The following is a 21,898-nucleotide window of genomic DNA, read 5'->3' on the forward strand; positions in this document are numbered from 1 at the left end:
CTTAGAAATAGCGGCGCGCCCGGCTTTCGGTCAGCTCGCGCACCGCCTCGCGGAATTCGCGCAGGCTGGCGCGGATCTCGTCGATCTCGCCTTGCTGGTCGGCAGGTGGCCGTGGAATCTGGCCGCTGGCAGGAGACTGCGGGTCGTAAGAGGCGGGCGATGCCGAACGATGATCCTCGTACGGATCGGTCCGGCCATGGTCCGGCCGATACGAATAGGAATAGCCTTGCTCGTAAGGCGGCCGGAAATTCTCCCGCGCCTGTGTCTCAGCCCCGGCATGGCGCTCTTCACGGTCAGGCGCGCGCCAGGCGCTTTCGGGCGGGACAGAGTCCAGATCAACCGTTTCAGCCGGCTCGCGTCGCACGAAATAACGAACCGCCGAGGCCAGCGAGCCGAACAGCCCCGGACGGCCGGCGTCGTTGTCGGGCGTCGGTGGCGGCATGACGGATTGCGCCGGAGCCGGCGCCGCGGCCGACACCGGCGGAGGGGCCAGGGGTGAGGCAGGTGGCGGCGTAAACGAAGCGGCTGGGGGCGATGTGTAAGATGCCGCCGCTGGGGGCGGCGCGAATGACGGAGCTGGCGGCGGCGTGAATGACCGAACCGGAGGCGGAGCGACAGGTGGAGCCGGCGGCGGCGTCACGAGCGGCGGCGGCGCCGGCGGCGGAGCGGCCCCGTTGGAATTGCTCTCCACCCTGGGACCGCGCTCATCGACCCTGCGCCGCGCGCGGTTGTCGGCCGTCTCGCGCAGGCTCGCATAGACGCCGCGCAGCCCGCCGAGGCCGATGCCGGCGAACAGGCCGGCGAACAGGCCTGCCAAGGCCATCACCGCGCGCGACGGCCCTTTGGCCTGCAGTGGCGCATAGGCATCCGAAATGACGCTGATGTTGGCGGTGTTGATGTCCTTCTGCTCGCCGGTTTCCTTGGCGCGCAGCAGGAACTGCTCGTAGACCGAACGCTTGGCGGCGGCCTCGCGCTCCAGCTCGCGCAGCGAGACCAGATTGTTGTTGACGTCGCCGCTCTGCACCTTGGCCTGCGCCAGGCGCGAGGAAAGGTCCTGCTCGAGCTGGACGGAGCGCTTCAGGTCGACCTGCAGCGAGGACGCGATGCGCTGCAGCTCGGCGCCGATGCGCTCACGCGCGCCGGCGAGCTGGGCGTTGAGCGCCCCGATTTCCGGATGCCGCGGTCCGAGCTTGACCTCGGCGCGGTCGGCTTCCTGCTTCAGCGCCGCGTATTGCGAGCGCAGCTCGCTCATCGTGTTGGAGTTGATCTCTTCCGGCAAAGTGCCGCTCAGGACCGAATTGACATTCAACGAGCGCGCCGACGCGGCGCGGGCGTTGAGCTCGAGCGTGCGGGCGCGGGCGACGGAAAGCTGCTCGTTGAGCTTGAGCATCTGGTCGTCGCTGATCAGGTGGCCCTGCGCATCGACAAGGTCGTGCGTCGCCCTGAAATCCTCGACGTTGCGCTCGGCGGTCTCGACGCCCTTGCGCAATTCGTCGAGCCTGGCGGTGAGCTCGTCATTGGCGCGGCCCGCCGTGCTGGACTGGATCTCGCTGGAGATCTGCCTGAAGGCCTTGACCATGGTGTTGGCGATCAAGGCGGATTTCTCCGCGTTCTGCGTCGTGGCGCTGACCGAGACCACGAAGGTCTTGCCGCCACGCTCGACGTCGAGGCTTTCATACAGATTGCCGACGGCCAGCGCTCGCTTACGCGCCTCATCGGCGGCGCCCGCATCCTGCCGCGACAGGAGCGAGCGGAGCGTCGACATCAGGCCAAAGCCGCCCTCGCGCTGGCCGTTGAATTCAGGGTCGTTGGTGAGGTTGAGGTCGGTGACGACCTTCTTGAGAACGGTTCCCGAGGTCAGGATGCGGACCTGGTTCTCGACGATGGCGAGCGTCGCATCCGAGGCGACCACGTTCTGCGTCAGGTCGCGATCGGTGAGCTTGAGGTCGCGCGGGTCGACGATGACGTCGGTGGTGGCTTCATATTTCTTTGGTGTCGACAGCGCGATGGCGACGCCGAGCGCGGCACCAAGAATGGTCGTCGACAGGATCAGCGCCTTGGATCGCGCGATACCGTGAATGACCTGCATCGGGTCGATCAGCGGCTTCCATTCCTCGGTATCGCTGCCGGCCGGCGGCCGGCGCGTATGAGGTTCGGAAGCGGCCTGTGGCTGATGACTCTCCGACGGGGATTCATAGAAGGACCCGGATGAAGCGGACCGATTTCTTCCGCGCCAGTCATACTCGGTTTCGACCGGCTCCGATTCCGCTTGCACCTGCTCGGGGCCAAATCCGCCGGTATCGCCGGGCTGCGGATTCCACTTCCCTTCACGCTCGGAACGCGCGGCGCGGTGGCGGGCGGCGGCGTCCTCGCGCCAGGAGGAATTGGCCCGGTCGCCGATTGAAACCGTGTTGTCATCGCCACGCATGGCTTGGCCGAGCGCGAGCAGAGAACGCTCGCGCCTCCAGTCATCACGGTTATCCCTGTCGACCATTGTCCTGGAACTTACTCTCTGGCGGCTTGCGCGCGGCGGATCGGCCAATCGTTAAGTCAGGCTAAACGGGCATAGGAAACAAACGGTTAATTTTGCACCCGGACCACACGGTTTCTGGCGTTGTTCGCGGCATTTCGGCGCCGCCGGACGGGCGCCAGAACGCCGCGTTAAACTTTTTAAGCCTATCTATCGCCCCGGATATGACCCAGGCCAGCGACATGCCGCAAAGGCGGAGCTTCGCGCGGATCGGCCACTTCGTGGCCACCCGCCGGAAACTGGTATTCGATTATTTCTCGGTGATCAGCGGCGCCGGCGGTCGGCTGGTGTTTTCGCTCGCCTATTTCATCGCTTTGGCCAACACGCTTTCGATCGCCGAATTCGGCATGTTCGCAACCGCCTCGGCCGCCGGCATCATGCTGTCGCGCATCCTCGCCTTCGGCTTCATCTCGGCGCTCTACCGCACCGCCACGATCCGCCCCAACCTGATCGGCACCTTCACCGCCGGTTTTCTGCTTCTCGGCGTCTTGTCGCTGCCGTTCCTCGCCGCTGCCTCCTACGGCGTCTATCTGATCTTCTTCGCCGGCACAGTGCCGTTATTGGCCTTCGCCGCTGTCGTCTTCGCCGAAGCGCTTCTGTGGCGGCCGGTGGAAGTGGCGCTGATCGTCAACAACGGGCTCGGCAAGTTCGGGCGGGCGGCCGTGCTCGCCATCCTGGCGACGGCGCTCAGGGCAGTCGGCGCGATCCTGTTCATGCTTGGCGCGCGGCACACGATCGGCGTCTGGTCGCTGTTCTATATCGGCGCCAATGCTGCCTCGCTCGTCGTCGCCTTCGTCTTCTTCTATCCGCGCCAGCGGCTGAGGCTGCGCGCCGAGCTCTATTTCCGGCGGCTTGCCGATTCCTTCTATGTCGCCGGCTCCGAAGTGCTGTTCTATCTTCAGATGGAGTTCGACAAACTGCTGGTGCTGTCGATCGGCGGACCGCATCTGGCCGGCATCTATGCCATCATCATGCGGCTGGTCGATCTCACCGCGATCCCGATCCGCACCTTCTCGATGATGCTGGTGCAGCGCATGATGCGTGCGCCGGAGCTGCTGTCGCGGCTGGCGGTCAAGAGCGGCATAGAAGGCGGCGTGTTCCTGGTCTCGACGCTGGCGCTGGCATCGCTCGGCATCGTGCTGCATTTCTTCCCGAATGCGCTCGGCAGGAATGTCGCCGAGGCAGCGCCGCTGGTGGCGCTGGCGGTCTGCGTTCCCGGCCTGCGCAACCTCGTCGAATACCAGGCCGAGCTACTCTTCGCGCGCGGCCAGACGGCGGTGCGGGCGATCAATCTCGGCCTGCTCGCGGGATTGAAGGCGGTGCTCTTGACCTATGTGCTGACGACGATCCCCGACACGCCCAACCTGGTGTTGTCGCTCAACATCGTCTTTTTGCTGCTTTATCTCGCCTCGATGCTGCTTACCTATTCGGCCATGCGCCGCCCGGCGAAGGCGATCTGATTCAAGTGAGGCCGGCCTGCAAACAGCGGCTCCCTGCGCTTCCGGTGCTCACGTACTTTAGTACGCTCCGCTCCGGTTCCCGGAAGCCACTGTTTTCGACTCGGCCTGACCTGAATCCCGCGCAGGCTAATCAAGGCCGATCAGGCGGCGGATGCGGCCGATATCGGTGCCGATGAAGGACTGCATGCCGATCGCCACCTGTTCCGGAGCCATGGTGCCGACGAAGCGGCGGAACTCGTCATCCGACAGCGGTTCGCCATTCCAGTGGACGCGGCAGAACGCCTCCGAACCGCGGAAATGGCCTGCGCCTCCAAGCACGTCGTCGACGTAGCGACCATAGATCATGCATTCGGAGAACCGGCGCGCCGAGCCGACGACGCCGACCCAGTCGCGGCCATGCACCTTCTCGATGCGCTCGCACATCGCGTTGACCGTCTCGCGGCGCCAGGCGATCAGCGTCGAGATATAGTCGTGGCTCGATGGATTGGCGGGGTCGATGCCGATCGCGCGCCCCGCGTTGCGCGACCAGATGCGATGCTCGTCATGACCATCGTTCGACAGCACGCCGTCGCGCCGGAACAGCCGCACCTTGCCGTCGCGCCAGAAGGCGCCGGTGTCGAACGGTTTCAGGAAGACGACATCGGAATCGCAGAAGACCAGCACGTCTTCCTTCGCATGGCCGGCAATGGCAATGCGCCGCAGTTGCTGCACATGCCAGCCGCGCAGCGGCTGCGTTTTGAGGCTCAGCCAGACGCGGCGGCGAAAACCGCTCAGCGGATCGTCGAAGACATGCAGCCAGCGCGGCAACAGGTCCCGCTCATCGACAACGCTGCGGCGGCTGCCCTCCAGCTGGCGAAACAGCGCGACGTCGCGGTGCTCGGTAAGGATGTAATGATGCGCCATGCCGGTGACGTGGCGGTCGATGGTTTCGCACAACAACCGGCAGCGCTCGAAATCGCGGGCGTAGCTCGCCGTGACGATCGCGGCGGCGGGAGCGCGAGGCAGAGGTTCTATAGCGGTGGCGGTATCCGGCACGAAGCGGCTGTTCACCGGCGCGCCTCCAGCCGTCGCGGGCCGAGCGACAGCTTCTGCTTGACGACGCGCCACAGGAAGAGCGGATTGCCGACGATATAGCGGCGCCACAGGCGGCCGGGTTCGATCCACAGGCGGAACAGCCATTCGAGCCGCAGCTGGCGCAGCCATAGCGGCGCGCGCGGCACAGAGCCGCTCATGAAATCGAGCAGCGCGCCGACGGCCACCGGCAGCGTGCAATGGCGGCTGTCGATGTGCCGCTCGATCCACAATTCCTGGCGCGGCACGCCCATGGCGACGAGCAGCACATCCGGCCGCAGCCTGGCGATGCGATCGAGGATCGCCGGCTCCTCGGCGGCGGAGAAGAAGCCGTCATGGACGACGACGAATTTGTGCTGCATGGCGAGCGTCGAGAGCTTCGCGGATGCGGCTTCGGCATTGGCGCGCGTCGTGCCGAGCAGCGCCACAGTCAGCGGGTGCGACGAGGCCTGCAGGAAGGCCGGAATGAAATCGGTGCCGTTGAGATTGCTGGGGAAAGGCGCGCCGTAAAGCAGCTTTGCCGCCATGTCGACGCCGACGCCGTCGGGGAGGATGAGGAAGTTTTCCAGCGCCTCGGCAAACACCGGGTCGGTGCAGGCAAGGTTGGCGTTGTGGGCGTTGAGGAAGCTCACCTTGGTGAAGCGACGCTCGTCGATCAGCCTTGTGAGCAGAGCGATGGCCTCGTCCCAGCCTATGGCCAGCACCGGAATGCCCAAAATGGTCTTCAGCGTATCGAAGCCGAAGGCGGCGCGCGCGCTGTGCATGTTCATGCGGCGGCCTCCTGCCTGACGGCGCCGAGCTTCTCCAGACCAAGGCCGATCGCGGCGTCGAGCGCCTTCAACTGGCGGCGGTGGAAGGCGCTGCCATCGACGTCCCGGACATTGGCCGCTGCCGCCTGCAGCGCCGCCGCGAAAGCAATCGGATCGTCGGTTACAACGCAATTGTCGGGACGATAGCCGATGCCGCGCAGCGAGCGACTGGTGGCGACGCACGGTAGGCCGAGCTCGAAGGTCTCGATCGTCTTCAGCTGCACACCGCTGCCGGCGGTGCTGATCAAGGGAATGACGGCAGCGCTGCGCACGAAGGCCTGCGCATCCGGAACCCTGCCGACGAAGGAGACGCCGGGATGCGGCGAGCTGATGCCGGAAGGCAGGTTGCCCGCGATCCTGATGCGGAAATCCGGCTTCAGATGCGGCACGACCTTCGTCAGGAACCAGTCGAGGCCGATGCGGTTGGGCTGCCAGGTCCAGGTGCCGATCAGCGCGGCGTCGCAATCGATACGGCGCTTCGCCTTGTTTGTCGGCGCCTCCGCGCGGGTCACCAGCGGCAGCACCGCCGAGCGCCTGTCGGAAGCAACGCCAAGTGCCGCGCGGTCTTCCTCAGCCAGCGTGAACACAAAGCGGGCGGCGCCGCACAGGTGCTCCTCCATGACCTTGAGGAGTCTGGCTTCGCGGCGGAACATCCAGCGCTGAAGCGCGCTGCCGGCCGCGGCCGCATTTTCCTCGGCCGAGCGATGCTCGACATTGTGCGCGACGAAGACGAATGGACGGTCGGCGAGAACTTTCTCAAAGGCGCCGGCGAACTGCACCGAATTCAGCACATAGCCGTCGAAGGGACCGGCGCGCTCGATGGCGTCGCGGACTTGTGCGTCGGAAACGACGCGCAGCTTGACCGAGGAGAAGGTAAGGCCGGAGAGAACCGCCTTACCCAGCCAGGCAAGCTTTTGCAGCGGCGGAGCGCCTTCGGTGCGGACTTCGACGGCGTCGAGCACGATGGTGTTTTGCGGATCGGACGGGGTCTTCCCCGGCCAGATGAAGCCGATCACCGTCACGCGCACGCCGGCGCGCCGCAGCGCATCGATGATCGCGGCATTGGCAATCTCGTAGCCCGAGGCGAGAGCGCCATCGGGCACGATCGATGTGGCGAACAGCAGATGCATCTCACCTATCCTTGGCTGCATCCGGTAGCAAAACGCGGTGAAGCCTTGATTAAATGGCATTGTCAAAGGCCGAAGACCCGACTTTTCCGACAGACGGGCGAGAAGGTGATTAACGAAACGTTATCACCGCGATGCTATCGAGGGCTCAAACCCACGCTGCTGGAAACGGATGATCCCTTTGCCGTCCGACGCTTCTGTATCGATCGCGGGACGGTCGCCGGGGCTCGCCGCCGAGACCGTCGAAGCGGTCGTGACGCTGCCGACTTTCAAGCGGCCGCGGCAGGTGCTGGAAACCCTGGCTTCGCTTAAGGCGCAGCGGACCAACCGGCGCTTCGCCGTCATCGTCATGGAAAACGAGGCCGAAGCGCGCGAGGGCGCTGCCGCGGTGCTGCCGCAGTTCGAAGACGGCGAGATACCTGGCCTGGTGATCATCGCGCATGAGCGCGGCAATTGCAGCGCCTACAATGCCGGTTGGCAGACGGCGATCCTGCAGTTTCCCAATTTTCGCCACCTGCTGGTCATCGATGACGACGAGATCGCCGAGCCAGACTGGCTGGAGCGTATGTGCAAGGCCGCCGAGGCGCTTGGCGCCGATATTGTTGGCGGCCCGCAAGTGCCGGTCTTCGCCGATCCAAGCCACGGCAGATGGGCAGAACATCCGGTGTTCGCGCCGCCCTATCGGGAGACGGGCCGCGTGCCGGCGCTCTATTCATCCGGCAACTTGCTGGTGGGGCGCAACGTGCTTAAGGCCATGGGACCGTCCTTCCTCGACCTCAGGTTCGATTTCATGGGCGGCGGCGATTCCGACTTTCTCAGCCGATCCGCGCAGAAGGGGTTCGTTCTCGGCTGGTGCGCCGAGGCAAAGGTCAACGAGACCGTGCCGGCCAGGCGCGTCGAGGCCGACTGGATCCGCGCCCGCAGCCTGCGCAACGGCGTGATCTCGACGCTTGTCGAAAAGAAGAAGCGGGCCGGCACGCCGTTTGCCGGCGCCAAAGTTTTCCTCAAAAGCCTGGCGCTCCTTGCAGCCTCGCCGCTGCGCGGCGCCGTCCGGCTGGCGCGCACCGGCTCGCTGACGACGAGCCTCTATCCGGTCTATGTCGCGCTCGGCCGGGTGCTCGCCGAATTCGGATATGCCAATGAGCAATACCGACAGCCTGAGAAGAATTGAGCGCGCGCCGCTCGGCGCCGCCTTCACCAGGGACGGTGTGGCGACGGTTATCGCCGCGCTCTTATTCACCGTCATCATGGTCTCGTTCCGGCCCTTCCAGCCGGCGGGCGCGGAACTGACCGGCGACGGCGGCGACATCATCAACCAACTCGGCTTCGGCTCGCTAGGTGCGGTCTCCATCTTCTCGCTGCTCGCCTTCGCCGATCCGCGCGTGGTGCGCTCGCTGGTGAGCCCCTCCTGGGCGCTGATGCTGGGCTTCTTCTTCCTGTCGGTGGTGCTCGCCACCGATCCCCCCGCGGCGATGCGCGCGGCCTCCTTCACCATGATCGGCATCATCACCATGGCGACCATCCTGGTGCTGCCGCGCGACGCAGACTCCTTCGCCAGGGTGGTCATCTTCACCGCCGTGGTGGTGATCGGCCTTTCCTATATCGGCCTGATCGTCTTTCCACACGAAGCGCTGCACACCGCCGACTCGCAGGAGCCGGAGCATGCCGGCCTGTGGCGCGGCATCTTCACGCACAAGAACATTGCCGGGCCGGTCATGGCCTGTTTCAGCTTTGCCGGGCTCTATTTGTTCCGGCGCGGACAGCGCTGGTGGGGCGGCGGCATCTTCTGCGCAGCGATGGTGTTCATGCTCCACACCGGCTCCAAGACGACCGCCGGCCTCGTCCCGTTCTCGATCATGATCGTCGTGCTGCCGAGCCTCATCGGCATGCGGCTGGGCACGCCGATCCTGTTCGCGTTGGCGATCATCGCGACCGCCGTCGGCACGCTCGGCATCGTCTTCATCGCGCCGGTGAAACATCTGGCGGCGATCTATTTCCCCGACCTGACCTATACCGGACGCACGACGCTTTGGGAGTTCGCCGGCGAGATGCTGGCGAAGAAGCCGTGGACCGGATACGGCTATGAAAGCTTCTGGGGGACGCCGCTGCTGCTCAACCAGGATCAGCCCTTCGACCGGCCCTGGGATATCCGCACCATTGTGCATGGTCATGACGGCTATCTCGACATCGCGGTGCTGATGGGCATCCCGGCGCTCTGCGTCGCCGCCTACACCTTCCTGATCGCCCCCTTGCGCGACTACATGCGCATCCCGGCGCGCAAGGAAAACATCTTCCTCGGCGATTTCTTCATGATGGTGGTGCTGTTTACGGCGCTGAACGGTTTCCTGGAAAGCTTCTTCTTCCATCGCGGCGATCCCGTCTGGCTGTTCTTCGTGCTTGGCGTGCTCGGCTTAAGGCAAGTCTCGCTGCGGCCGATCCCGGTTCGCCTCTCTCACTGATCCTGGACTGTCGATCTCGCGCCACTGGACTTTTCCGGCGCTCCGCAATTGCAGCTTTGCTCTAGCGCAATTCCGCGCGTAAAACCGCTTCACACTTTTCCTGGAATTGCTTTAAGGAAGCCTTCTTTTCGGAGGTTTTCATGACGACCAGGCTCGTTCTCGCCGGTTGCGGCAATATGGGTTACGCCATGCTCTCGGGTTGGCTGAAATCCGCCAGGCTCGAGCCGCAGGCAGTGTTCGTGGTCGAACCCAATGCCGAATTGCGCCAGCGCGCCGAACATCTCGGCTGCCGCGCCGCCGCCGACGCCGCAGCAATCCCGGCTGACGCCGTGCCCGATCTCGTCGTCATCGCCGTGAAGCCGCAGGTGATCCGCGAGGTGACGGCGCAGTACAAGCGCTTGGGCGACGGCAGGACCAGCTTTCTCAGCATTGCCGCCGGCACGCCGGTCGCCACTTTCGAGGAAATCCTGGGCGAGCTCGCGCCGGTCATCCGCTGCATGCCGAACACACCGGCGGCGATCGGCAAGGGCATGATGGTGGTGTTCTCCAACCCGCTGGTCTCCGACGACATCCGCCGCTTCGTCCTTGAGCTGCTTTCGGCGAGCGGCGTCGTGACGACGATCGACGACGAGGGGCTCATGGACGCCGTGACGGCGGTCTCCGGCTCCGGCCCGGCCTATATCTTCCACTTCATCGAGGCGCTGACCGTTGCAGCCGAGAAGGCAGGCCTTCCCGCCGAAACCGCCAAGCTGCTTGCCATGCAGACCGTCTTCGGCGCCGCCTCGCTCGCCGCGGAAGCAGACGAGGAGCCGGGTGTGCTGCGCCAGCAGGTGACCAGCCCCAACGGCACCACCGCCGCGGCTTTGGCCGTGCTGATGGGCGGCGACCGCCTGACGAAGCTCGTCACCGAAGCCGTGGAGGCCGCGCGGCTTAGGTCGATAGAGCTGGGGAAATAAACTTCGTTCCGTAGAGCATGTCATCCTGAAGCCGGCGCAGGGCGTAGAGCCTCGTTGCCCGGTCCGGCACGGCATTGTCCTCAGTCAACAGCTCGCCCTTCTTCACCGGCTTCAGCACCTTGCCGCCTTCGAGCAAGCCGACCGGGACGGCGCGACTGGCGCGGGCGTCGGTGACGGTCATGGTCCAGGAGCGGTAGCAGGTCTCGCCAATAGCATCGAAGATCTCCCCGGCGGCAAGGTCGCGCTTGGCGACCGCGCAGACTTCCGCCACCGGCCTCGGCAGAGGCACCATGTCGGGCTTACCGTAGAGCATGATGCGGGCGGCGGTGAGCGGCACCTCCAGCGAAGTCAGGTGATAGGGCCGGAACAGGCCGTAATAAGGGCCTTTGCCGACATGGAGATCGTCCATGCGCTCGACGACGCGTGGATGTGCCGCCTCGACGATGACGAAGACGCCAGGCGCCACACCCTTGCCGATCGTGTAGTCGACGACGCTTTTCCTCGACAGGAGGCCGCCATCCTCTTTCGGGATCAGCACCCTGGCCAGTTCGTCGCGGTCGGCCTTGGGGCCGTGCATGCCGGGAACATCCGGGACCAAGCCGGTGGCGTTGGCGATGGCGCACATCTCAACCATTGTCTTCGAGCCGTCGACGAACTCGACCAGCATGCGCGGGTTCATCTTGCGACGCGCCGCCTCTTCCCGGTAATCGTCCGGAACCGCATCGTGGTTGAGCGGATTGTTCTTGCCCTTGCCGGCCGCGACGATGCTTAGGCCCAGCGCCGAGGCGAACTCGATCAGCTCCATGCAGCTCGAAGGTTCATCGCCGGCACCGACCGAGTAGACGACACCCAGCCGGTCGGCCTGCTGCTTCAGGTAGCAGCCGATGGTCACGTCGGCCTCGACATTCATCATCACCAGATGCTTGCCATGCTCCATCGCCATCAGGTCGAAATCGGCTGCGACCCCCGGTTTGCCGGTGGCGTCGATGACGACGTCGATGAGCGGGTTGGTGACCAGCATCTCGTTCGAGGTGATGGCGATCCTGCCGCCTTCGATCGCCCGGGTAACCTTGGAAGCGGTTTCGGCCTCTACCGCCATCGCCTCGTCGCCATAGGCGATGCGGATCGCCTCACGGGCGGTGTGCGGACGGCGCGTGGAGATGGCCGCGATCGAGATGCCCGGCATCAGCATGCCTTGCGTCACCAGATCGGTCCCCATCTCGCCGGAGCCGATGACGCCGAGCCGCACCGGCCTGCCTTCGGCGGCGCGTCGGGCAAGATCGCGGGCAAGCCCGGTCAGGGCGATATTGGTCATGCAAGAAAATCCAAGGCTTTTTTTTGCTCCGGCCCGCAATACCGGGAACGATCCGCGTTTGCCAATCAAACCAAGCTGAAATGGCGATTTCTTGCGCATGCTTTGCAGGCCGCAGCAGATTTCGCGGGAGCTTGTGCGTCGCCGCTGCACGATTCGCCATTTCTTTCAGGCCATTCACCATTGCATGCCGCTTCGAACTGGGAGAGTCCTGACGAGCGCACCCGGTTCCTGTGCCATTTTTGCTACAGGCTTTAACCCTAATGTCGGAAATCGCAATTTTAGCGCGTGTCTAATCCATTATATGCTCACGGCCTCGAAAAATCTGATAGATACTAGCTGAAAGCTCCGGTGGCAGGCTTGGGCAAATAAGCGCCAATAAAAAACAAAATGGCGCGGGGATAGTCACGGGGTAGAAATGACCAGGACGGGTAAAATTGCCGTCGGCTGGCGCGTTGCGCTTGCTGTCACGGTGTCGATGCTGGCTTGTGGTAGCGCCAGCGCACTCACACTCAAAGAAGCCGTTGCCGTCGCTGTGGAATCCAATCCGGAGATTGGACAGGCGATCGAGAATCGCGAAGCAATTGAATTCGAGCTGCGACAGGCCAAAGGCCTTTATCTTCCCAGCGTCGATCTGGAAGCATCGACCGGCGTTCGGCGCCTGGACAACGACACACGGCGCGCGCTCGACGAAGATCACAAAGCCCTCTATCCGAACGAGGCCGATCTCACTGTCTCGCAGACGCTTTATGACAGCGGCGCAAGGCGGGCCGAACTGAACCGCCAGGCCTCGCGGGTCGATGGGGCTTCCTTCAGGGTTCTGGAACGCTCCGAGTTCATCGGACTTGCAGTCGTCCAGGACTATCTGGAATACATGCTGCAGGCTTCGATCGTGGTCGAAGCCAAGAAGAACCTCGGCTTCCATCAGTCCATCCTCAGCGACATCAGGCAAGGCATCGCGGGCGGCGCGCTCAACGACGCCGACCGGCAGCAGGCCGAGGAACGCCTTTATGCGGCCAAGGCGCGGATGCAGGAAGCGACCGAAGAACTCGAGGCGGCCAAGATCCGCTTCTTCAAGAATGTCGGCAAGCCGCTGACCAACGCCTCGCGGCCGGCCGATGTCGCGGCCGCCCTGCCGCGGTCGCTGGACGATGCGATCGGGCTCGCCAGGCAGAACAATCCACGCGTCCACATGGCCAACAGCGACATCGACGCCGCCGCTTCGCTGGTCGACGCAGCGCGGGCGAAATACGGCCCGACGATTACCGCCGAGGGTGTTGCCCGGGGCGGGTATGACATCGACGGCGACAATGGCGATGCGAGCGACCTGCAGGCCCGGGTGGTGCTGCGCTGGAACCTCTATCGCGGCGGCATCGACAAGGCCAACGAACAGGAACAGATCCGCCGCACCAGCGAGCAGCGCCTTGCTCTGCACCAGGTGCTGCGCGAGATCGAGGAAGCCGTTCGTACCTCGTGGGACCGCCGCTTCCGCCAGGCGGAACTGGCAAAGACGCTGCGCCAGCAGGCAGCCACCAATGAAAAGCTGGTCGCTTCCTATCGCGAGCAGTTCAAGGTCGGGCAGCGCTCGCTGCTCGACGTACTTGATGCCCAGAACACGCGCTTCAACACAGCGACGCTGGCCGACACGTCGTCCTACGCGTCGCTGTTCGCGGAATACCGGCTGCTGGCCGCAACTGGGGAATTGCTGAAGACACTCAACATCCAGCCGGCCAAGCAGTCCGCGGCCTACGCCCGTGAGGAATTCGGTGCGCCGGCTACGGCCGATACCGAGACTTATGCGCGCACGCCGTCGGATCAGAAGAACGATCTGCCGTTCGACATCCTCGCGCCGGTCAGGAAAAAGTAGCCGATGTAGTATCGATCTTCGGGCCCTCGGGGCGGATCGTGAACCAGCAACCTAATATCCTATCGCCCAAAGAGGCTTTCAAAGCCTGCTTCTGCGCTGTCGCGGCCTATCTTGGCAGGCCAAGCGCGGAAACGGTGCTGTTCGCCGGCGTGCCGATCTCGGAGACGCGCATCGGGCCGGACGAGATCCGCCATCTGGCCGAGCGCATCGGCCTGGAGGTCCAGGATTTCAGCCATCGCGATTTCCTGCGCGGCCGCTTCGATCTTCCGGCAATCGTCTTTCGCTCCAGCCAGTTGCCGATCGCTCTCCTGGCGGAAATGGAGGGCGGGCAATATCTGACGGCGCCGCAGGAAAACGGCCGCACCACGATCGGCAGGTCGGAACTCGCCGAAAGCTATATCAGCGGCGGCACGTCCTTCTCGATCACCTATGCCAACCAGGCCGAGGATATGACGGTCGGCACCGCCGCGCGGATCGAAAGGCGCCATTGGCTGACCGGCACCATGGGGTCGTTCTGGCGCACCTACTCCAAGGTGGTGCTGTCGGCGGTGTTCATCAACCTGCTGGCGATCGCCTCGCCGATCTTCACCATGAACGTGTACGACCGCATCCTGCCCAACAAGGCGATTTCGACGCTCTGGGTACTGGCGCTCGGCATCGGCGCGGCGATCCTTTTCGACCTGCTTCTCAAGACGGCCAGGGCGTCGCTGATAGACTACGCCGGCCGCAAGGCGGACCTGCGGATTTCCTACCTACTGTTCGAGAAAGTACTGAATTCCTCGCTTTCGGCGCGACCGGGGTCGACGGGCGAATATGCAAACCGCGTCACGCAATATGAGTTCGTGCGCGAATTCTTCACCTCAAACACGATCAGCGTCTTCATCGACACGATCTTCGTCTTCGTCTTCCTGGCTGTGATCTACGCCATTGGCGGCTGGCTGGTGATCATACCGGCGCTGGCCTTCGCCATCTCCGTCATTGTCGGGCTGATCACGCAGCGGCGGATCGGCAAGCGGGTCGCGGCCTCGATGAACGAGGCGTCGCAGCGCCAGGCCCTGCTGGTCGAATCCATTTCGACGCTGGAGACGATCAAGTCGCTGCGCGCCGAAGCCTACCTACTGCGCAAATGGGGCGAGCACTCGAAGAATGCAGCCAATACGTCGGAAAAAATCAAGGAGCTCTCGGCGGCGGCGGGCAACATCACCGGCGCCATCCAGCAATTCGTCACCGTCGCCCTGGTTGTGGCCGGCGCCTATGCCTTCTCGGAAGGCCAGGTCTCGACCGGTGCCATCATCGGCACCGTGATGCTCGCCGGCCGCGCCGTGGCGCCGCTCGGTCAGATCGCCATCACGCTTGCCCGGTTCCGGCAAGCCATGCTGTCGCTCAAGATCATCAACACGATCATGTCGCAGCCGGAGGACCGCCCCGACACGGTCGGCTTCGTCAACCGGCCGATCCGCAGCGGCGCGGTGGTCTTCAAGAATGTCGGCTTTGCCTATCCAGGCACGGAAAACGAGGTTCTGAGCGGGCTCAACATCGCGGTCCGGCCGGGCGAACGGGTCGGCATCATCGGCCGCATCGGCTCCGGCAAGACCACGATGGGCCGGCTGATAGGCAGGCTTTACCTGCCGACGTCAGGGGAGCTGCTGGTCGACGGCATCGATATCCGCCAATACCACCCTTCGGAAGTTCGCGCCGCGGTCGGCATCGTCGCGCAGGCCGGCGACCTGTTTTCGGGAACCATCAAGGAGAACCTCCTGATGGCGGTGCCGGAAGCGACCGACGAGGAGATCATCGACGCGGCGAAAGCCGCCGGCGTCGATGACTTCGTCTCGCGGCATCCGCGCGGCTACGACATGAATGTCGGCGAGCGGGGCACCAATCTGTCGGGCGGGCAAAGGCAGGCGGTGGCGATCGCGCGGCTGCTTTTGACCAAACCGAAGATCGTCTTCCTGGACGAGCCGTCAGGTTCGATGGATCTCGCCTCCGAACGGCAGTTGATCAAGCAGCTCAAGGTGGCGTTCGACCGCAGCACGACGTTGATCGTGTCGACCCATCGCTACAGCATGCTGGAGCTTGCCGACCGCCTCATCGTCGTCGACCAGGGCCGCGTCGTCGCCGACGGGCCGAAGGAACAAGTCATCCAGGCGCTGCAGAAGGCAAATGCCTGACCGGAACGTATGGATATGCTAGCAAGGGAAGACCGGCCACCCCTATTCGCCTCGGCCTCCGTCTACATCGTCGGAGCGCTGTTCGTGTGCTTCACGGCCTGGGCATCATTCGCCGAGGTCGATGAGATCGCGCGCGGCGACGGCAAGGTGATACCCGCTTCGAAGACGCAGATCATCCAGGCCAGCGAAGCCGGCGTGGTGCAGGAGATCGCCGTCCAGATCGGCCAAATCGTCAAGAAGAACGACCTCATCATCCGTCTCGACAATTCGGGCAACACGTCCAGCCTTGGCGAAGAGAAGGCCAAGGCGCGCGCGCTGCAGGCGCGCATCGCCAGGCTGCAGTTCGAGCAGAGCGGCAGCGTCGAAGGGTCGTTTCCCTGTCCGGCGGAAATCCAGAAGATCGCGCCGGAGATCTGCGACAACGAGCAGAAGCTGCTTGTCGCGCGCCGCGACAATTTCGAGGTCAAGCTGTCGGTTCTCAAATCACGCCTCGACCAGCGCGAGAAGGAACTCGACGAGGCGACTGCCAACGCCGACCGCCTGTCCAAGAGCCTTGCCGTCACCGACCAGGAAGCGGCGCTGGTCGAACCCATGGTCAAGAAAGGCCTGATGGCCAGAACCGAACAGATCCGCGTCGAGCGGGAACAGACCGACCTTCGCGGACAGCTAACCCTTGCCGGCGAGACCATCAAGAAGAGCCAGGGGGCGATCACAGAAGCGCAGCTTCAGGTGAACGAATTGGGGCTGCAATTGCAGCAGGAAGCGTTGAGCGACCTGACGCAGGCGCTCGCCGATCTGTCCGTGGTCGACGAAACCATCCGCGGCGCCACCGACAAGGTGGCGCGCACCGACATCCGCTCACCGGTCGACGGCATCGTCAATACGCTCGACGTCAACACGCTCGGCGCCTTCGTGCAGCCAGGGGCGGTGGTGGCCGGCATCGTGCCCACCTCCGAGACACTGCTGGTCGAGGCCCGGGTTTCGCCGCGCGACGTCGCCTTCATCCAGCCGAACCAGGAGGCGCTCATCAAGGTCACGGCCTATGACTTCTCGATCTTCGGCGGCATCGAGGGCAAGGTTTCCAACATCACCGCCGACAGTCTCGTCGACCAGAAGACGGGCGAGCCCTATTACCAGGTACGGGTCGCCACCGACAAATCGACGCTTACACGGAACGGCAAGACCTATTCGATCATCCCCGGCATGATCTGCTCGGTCGACATCAAGACCGGACGCAAGACGATCCTCAACTATCTTTTGAAGCCCATCAACAAGGCGCGTCAGGAGGCAATGAGTGAGCGATAGCGCAATCCATACTGGCACTTCGCGCGACCGGCTGCTGCCGGCGCTCGCGGCAGAGGACTTCGGCCCCGAATTCCGCGTCGTGGCGCGCGGCGGCGTGCGTCGCGGCATCCGGCTGGAGCGCGCCTTCTGGGTGTCGCTGAAGCAGATGGCCGAAAGCCGCAAATGCACGATCGGCATGCTGGTCGAGGAGATCGCCGAACACCATCCCGACCAGGGCAACCTCACCTCGGCGATCCGCGTCGCCTGCATGCGCGGCCTAACCGAGGAGAGCATGGAGCTGCGCAAGCTCGCTTCGATCCCCACGATCAACGCGATCCTGGTCGCCTGCCCCTCCCCCGCCTTCGCCCTGTCTTCGTCGAAGAAGATCCTGGCCTTCAACACGCCGTTCCAGCAACTGGTCAGGCGCCAATTGCCGAGCGCACCCGGCGAGGATGGGCGCCAGGACCTGAAGCTGGCGCTTGATCTCAACGTTCCCGATATCTTCGCCCGGCTCGACGCCAATGGCGAAACGCCCGTCACCAGCGGCTTCGTCATCGGCGCCGGCGAGCGCCGCTATCGCGGCCAGCTCAGCGCTGTGCGTGCACCCGTCACCGAGCCGGAACTGCTGATGGCTTTCGTCTACAACGGCTGAGCCATTCCAGAAAGCACGGGCCGGTTTTGTCATCCGGAATTTGCGTAAAAACGGAACGGTTGCCGTTTCCGTGAAAGGCTGAACCGCAGTCTACTGCCTCGGATTCGAAGCCGCTGATGGTTCCGGCGATCCTTCGCCCGGCGCTACCGTCGTGAAGCCGCCGGCAATGTCGGCGATCTGCGCGCCGGACTTCGACCCGTGGATCCAGGCGCGGTCGGTGCTGAAGGAATAGAGCGGAACATAGTCGGGCAGATCGCTGTCGCGCATGACCGCGTTGCCGAGGCTGTCGAGGATGAAGGCGCCGCTTCCCGTGCTTACCGACAGGACGGCATGGAAGAACTCGCGGCGGCGATCCTGGAGCACCACCAGCGACATGCTCTGCGCCGGGATCCCGGCTCTGAGCAGCGCCGCCATCTTCAATATGGCGAAATCCTCGCAATCGCCGGCGCGATGCTCGAGGATCTCCGAAGGCTTCGCCCAATAGTCGAGCTTGCCGTAGACGACGCTGTCCTTGCGATAGGCAATCAGGCGGTTGATGCTGCTGTTGACGAAGGACAGCTTCTCGCGAAAGCCCTTGTCAGCGGCGATCTTGACGATCTCGGCGAAAGCCGGGCTCTCGTGGTCGCAGGGGCTGCCGGCGGTGCAATCGACGATGGCCCTGTAGACTGGAGCCCAGCGCGCCGCGACCGGAAAGTTGCGCATCGACAAAGCGACGGAGCCGAAGACGCCGGGAATGATCGCGGCGGTCTGGATCGGGTCGATGCCGGGATCGGCCGTTGCGGTCGAGTTCGCTTCAACCTGATAAGGTACTGTCGGCGCATAGCCCGCCGAAACCTCTGCGATCCGGTAGTCGGCGGCCGGCTGCCAGAGCAGCGGCCGGGCCAGCGAAACGCCGCCGAGGCTCGCCGGCGCAAGCACCTTTTGCAGGACAGGAGCCGCGCTCGAATTCGCGCTTGCCGACGACGATGGATCTGCCGAAGCGGCAAGGCCGATCGCCAGCAAGAGTACCTTGATCCCCGTCGGGCCTGCTTTTTGTATTTTCATAACGCCCACCTTTGACTGTGGACGCTACCAATCTTGTCTCAAATTATCGGAAAGGAAGGTGGGTAAATTTCCGCGAATCACGCTATTCTATTTTGCATCAAATTTTATCCAAAATTATACTTCCATTTACCAAGGCGGCAGCACGCAACGCGGTCAACCCCGCCCTCCTTAAGATCATATATATCCAGATATATGATCGCAATTTACCAAGTGTAAAAAATGCGATTCTCTACATATTCGAATATATGAAATAGATTGAAGGCCTGTTGCAAAGCGCGGGCCCGACATGTCTCTTTCCGGGAAATGCCGGAGGGGCTTTAGCTATGACGACCAATATCGAATTCGACGCCGTTTCAAATTCCTGGGACGAGCATATGAGCGCCGCTGAAAATCAAACATCGACGGGTGTGCAGGTTGCGCAGGCGACCACCGGCCAGGCGGCGAGCGAGCCAGTGCCGGTCGATGTCGGCAGCGGCGCGCCGGCGCAGGGCGCGGCCAATGCGCCGGCCGCGAACCAGCCGGCGGCCGACGCCAAGGCTCCGGCTCCCGCAAACGCACCGGCGGCAAATGCAGCCGCAGGCAATACCCCGCATGAATATCACGTCGAGGCCGGCAATGTCGTAAAGCTTCCGGCCAGCGTGTCGATCGACAACATCAAGGTCGACGGACACGATCTCGTCCTCACGCAGCCCGACGGATCCCAGATCGTCATCAAGGACGCCGCGCTGAATGTACCGACCTTCATCCTCGGCGACGTCGAGGTGCCGCGCGTGGCCCTGATCGCCGCGCTCGAGGCAAGCCATGTCGATGTCGCCTTCGGCGCCGACGGCTCGATCTCGGCCGGCGGCAACGGCTCGCCGGGCAGCGCGGGCGGAAATTTCGAACACCCCGCAGGCGGGATCGGCGACGGCTTCGGCCTCACCGACTTGCTGCCGCCGACGGACCTGGCGTTCGGCCAGCCGGAGCATCGCGACCTGTTCCCGGGATTGCTGCCGGACTCGACGCCGACGATCATCGACCTGACGCCGTCGACCTCCGGCGGCGACACCACCGTCGATGAGAAGGGCCTCGAGACCGCCGGCGCGACGGGGTCCGGCGAAGCAGGCACCAGCGCAGCGGTCGACAACGACCCCTCCGAGCACAACACCGGCACCTTCACCATCAACTCGCCGGACGGCATCGGCTCGGTGACCATCAACGGCCAGGTGATCTCGGGTGCCCAGCTTGCCAATAGCGCATCGACGCCGATCGACATCACGACGCCGTTCGGCAACACGCTGACCATCAATGGCTACGACGCCGCGACCGGCCAAGTGAGCTATACCTATACGCTGGTGCATAACGAGCAGCATCCCGGTACGGGCACCGATTCCATCTTCGACAACATGACGGTGACGGTGACCGACAGCGACGGCGACGTTTCGCTTCCCGGCACGCTTTCGGTCCAGATCGTCGACGACGTGCCGACTGCGAATGCGGACGCAAACAGCGTCGCGGCGGGCAGCCATGCGCAGATCACGGGCAACGTGATCACCGGCGCCGGCGAGACCGATCCATCCACGAGCGCGGATGTGAAGGGCGCGGACGGCGCCAGCGTAACCTCGGCCTATGGTACGGGGGCGGCGCAGAACGTGACGTCCGCCGTCACCGGCACCACGATCGCGGGCCAATACGGCACGCTAACGCTTTATTCGGACGGCCACTACACCTATGACCGCGCGGCGAACACGCCCGGTGGCGTCAACGATGTCTTCCACTACACGCTGACGGATGGCGACGGTGATCAGTCGAGCACCACGCTGACGATCAATATCGGGAACGAGCCGCCGAAGCTGGGCGATATCCCGGCCGCAGGCGCCGACGGTGCGATCGTGTACGAGGCCGGACTGGCGAGCGGTACGCTGCATGACGGCTCGAATGCGGTAAGCGGCACGCTCGGCTTCACCTCGCAGGACGGTGTGAACTCGGTGACGCTGGGCAACCATGCACTGTCCAACGATTCCGGAAATCCAACGACATTCATCGACCCTACCACGGGCGGCACAGTGAGCGCGTGGTACGAGTACAACGGCGCGACGGGCGCGGGCACGATCCATTACAGCTACGAGCTGACGGCGGACTACTCCAGCGCCACGGGCGGCGATGGCGCCAATACCGAAGCGGCACCCAGCTTCGCGGTCGTTGTGACCGACATGGATAACCAGCCGGCTTCCGGCAACCTGGTCATCAACGTCATCGACGACGTGCCGACGGCCAAGGCCGACACGGACGCAGCGCAGTCGGGCGAGACGGTGACCGGCAATGTCGAGACCGGCACGAGCACTCATGGCATCGGCGCTGCGGATACCGCCGGAGCCGACGGGATCGCGTCGATCGCCTGGACGGGTTCGGTAGCGGACAACGGCGTCACGACGGTTACCGGCGCGCATGGCGTGCTGACGGTCTACGCCAATGGCGACTACAGCTATCACGCCAATCCGAACACGCCGACTGGCAGCGACGTCTTCAACTACACCATCACTGACGGTGACGGTGATACCTCGCCGGCAACGTTGACTATCGACGTGACCGGCAGCCAACCGCGTGTGGTGGCGGAGGTTGCGGCGGTGAATGAGGCAGGCCTCGACACGACGCCGCCAGCCGGCGATCTAGGCCCCGGGACGGTAGACGGCTCGCACGCGGGCGACGGCTCGGAGACGACGACGGGCAAGTTGACCTTCTCGGATCCTGACGGGGCGGCCGTGACCGGTGTTCAGGCAGGTAATATCGGCAGCGACGTAAACGGCAATGTCGGCACGAACATCAATGGCACATACGGCATCCTGCACGTCAACGCGGACGGCACCTACACCTATACGCTGACCAATCCGGAAGCGAATGTCCCGGCGGGCAACGACGGCCCCAATGTGCAGCCCGGCCAGGACGTGTTCACGTTCACGGTAACCGACGACTTCGGCAATACATCCACTTCGACCATTTCGATCAATATCACGGATGATGTTCCCACGATCGCGCTGAGCGGCACGGCGGCGCCGACGCTGACGGTGGACGAGAGCTACCTGACGGCGGCGACCAACAACGGCGTCAACGGCTCGGGCACCGGCCCTGCCGGCTCGACGCATGCGGAAGCCTCCTTCAGCGGCGCCTTCACGGTGA

The 21,898-nt window shown here is 64.1% G+C and carries 15 protein-coding genes; 9 read left to right on the forward strand and 6 right to left on the reverse strand.

What is annotated here, in order from left to right; all coding sequences use genetic code 11:
- Position 1: 1 nt before the first annotated feature.
- Positions 2-2,494, reverse strand: a complete 2,493-nt coding sequence (locus O7A05_RS27445) for a GumC family protein (protein ID WP_337096174.1) — start codon at positions 2,492-2,494, stop codon at positions 2-4.
- A gap of 200 nt (positions 2,495-2,694) precedes the next feature.
- On the opposite strand from O7A05_RS27445, the gene O7A05_RS27450 reads away from it, so the two are divergent.
- On the forward strand, positions 2,695-3,990 hold the full coding sequence (locus O7A05_RS27450; RefSeq protein ID WP_337096175.1) for a lipopolysaccharide biosynthesis protein: 1,296 nt from the start codon (positions 2,695-2,697) through the stop codon (positions 3,988-3,990).
- 126 nt (positions 3,991-4,116) lie between these two features.
- Here the strand turns inward: O7A05_RS27450 and O7A05_RS27455 are convergent, their stop codons facing one another.
- Genes O7A05_RS27455 through O7A05_RS27465 form a run of 3 tightly spaced genes read right to left on the reverse strand, consistent with a single transcriptional unit; the run spans position 4,117 to position 7,000 of the window.
- A complete protein-coding gene (locus tag O7A05_RS27455) occupies positions 4,117-5,040 on the reverse strand; it encodes a DUF6492 family protein (RefSeq protein WP_337096177.1) in 924 nt (307 codons plus the stop codon).
- Entirely contained in the window at positions 5,037-5,831 is a 795-nt protein-coding gene (locus O7A05_RS27460) for a WecB/TagA/CpsF family glycosyltransferase (RefSeq protein WP_337096178.1), read from the reverse strand. The genes O7A05_RS27455 and O7A05_RS27460 overlap by 4 nt, the downstream gene beginning before the upstream one ends.
- Positions 5,828-7,000, reverse strand: coding sequence for a glycosyltransferase (locus tag O7A05_RS27465; RefSeq protein ID WP_337096179.1), 1,173 nt, complete (start codon positions 6,998-7,000; stop codon positions 5,828-5,830). Before O7A05_RS27465 ends, O7A05_RS27460 begins: the two co-directional genes overlap by 4 nt.
- Positions 7,001-7,169: 169 nt before the next feature.
- Between O7A05_RS27465 and O7A05_RS27470 the strand changes: the two genes are divergently transcribed.
- The 3 genes from O7A05_RS27470 to proC all read left to right on the forward strand — a co-directional run bounded on the left by O7A05_RS27470 (position 7,170) and on the right by proC (position 10,412).
- Positions 7,170-8,168, forward strand: a complete 999-nt coding sequence (locus O7A05_RS27470; RefSeq protein ID WP_337096180.1) for a glycosyltransferase family 2 protein — start codon at positions 7,170-7,172, stop codon at positions 8,166-8,168.
- The gene (locus tag O7A05_RS27475; protein WP_337096181.1) at positions 8,137-9,456 is read left to right on the forward strand and encodes an O-antigen ligase family protein; all 1,320 of its coding nucleotides are present in this window, start codon (positions 8,137-8,139) and stop codon (positions 9,454-9,456) included. The genes O7A05_RS27470 and O7A05_RS27475 overlap by 32 nt, the downstream gene beginning before the upstream one ends.
- Positions 9,457-9,596: 140 nt before the next feature.
- On the forward strand, positions 9,597-10,412 hold the full coding sequence (gene proC / locus O7A05_RS27480; RefSeq protein ID WP_337096183.1) for a pyrroline-5-carboxylate reductase: 816 nt from the start codon (positions 9,597-9,599) through the stop codon (positions 10,410-10,412).
- On the opposite strand, the gene O7A05_RS27485 is transcribed toward proC, so the two are convergent.
- Positions 10,387-11,727, reverse strand: coding sequence for an NAD(P)H-dependent oxidoreductase (locus O7A05_RS27485; RefSeq protein WP_337096184.1), 1,341 nt, complete (start codon positions 11,725-11,727; stop codon positions 10,387-10,389). The genes proC and O7A05_RS27485 overlap by 26 nt on opposite strands.
- Before the next feature lie 415 nt (positions 11,728-12,142).
- On the opposite strand from O7A05_RS27485, the gene O7A05_RS27490 reads away from it, so the two are divergent.
- Genes O7A05_RS27490 through O7A05_RS27505 form a run of 4 tightly spaced genes read left to right on the forward strand, consistent with a single transcriptional unit; the run spans position 12,143 to position 17,698 of the window.
- The gene (locus O7A05_RS27490; protein WP_337096185.1) at positions 12,143-13,591 is read left to right on the forward strand and encodes a TolC family protein; all 1,449 of its coding nucleotides are present in this window, start codon (positions 12,143-12,145) and stop codon (positions 13,589-13,591) included.
- Between the two features lie 38 nt (positions 13,592-13,629).
- Entirely contained in the window at positions 13,630-15,762 is a 2,133-nt protein-coding gene (locus O7A05_RS27495) for a type I secretion system permease/ATPase (protein WP_337096187.1), read from the forward strand.
- A gap of 15 nt (positions 15,763-15,777) precedes the next feature.
- A complete protein-coding gene (locus O7A05_RS27500) occupies positions 15,778-17,067 on the forward strand; it encodes an HlyD family type I secretion periplasmic adaptor subunit (RefSeq protein ID WP_337096188.1) in 1,290 nt (429 codons plus the stop codon).
- Positions 17,057-17,698 (forward strand): ribbon-helix-helix domain-containing protein, encoded by a 642-nt coding sequence (locus O7A05_RS27505; RefSeq protein WP_337096189.1) that lies wholly within the window; start codon positions 17,057-17,059, stop codon positions 17,696-17,698. Before O7A05_RS27500 ends, O7A05_RS27505 begins: the two co-directional genes overlap by 11 nt.
- 90 nt (positions 17,699-17,788) lie before the next feature.
- Here O7A05_RS27505 and O7A05_RS27510 read toward each other — a convergent pair whose 3' ends face one another.
- Positions 17,789-18,742, reverse strand: a complete 954-nt coding sequence (locus O7A05_RS27510) for a transglutaminase-like cysteine peptidase (protein WP_337096190.1) — start codon at positions 18,740-18,742, stop codon at positions 17,789-17,791.
- A 323-nt stretch (positions 18,743-19,065) separates the two neighbouring features.
- Between O7A05_RS27510 and O7A05_RS27515 the strand changes: the two genes are divergently transcribed.
- Positions 19,066-21,898 (forward strand): beta strand repeat-containing protein (locus O7A05_RS27515; RefSeq protein ID WP_337096191.1); only part of this gene is annotated, 2,833 nt, incomplete at its 3' end.

The sequence above is a fragment of the Mesorhizobium argentiipisi (SeqCode) genome, assembly GCF_037179585.1.
GTDB classification, from domain to species: domain Bacteria; phylum Pseudomonadota; class Alphaproteobacteria; order Rhizobiales; family Rhizobiaceae; genus Mesorhizobium; species Mesorhizobium argentiipisi.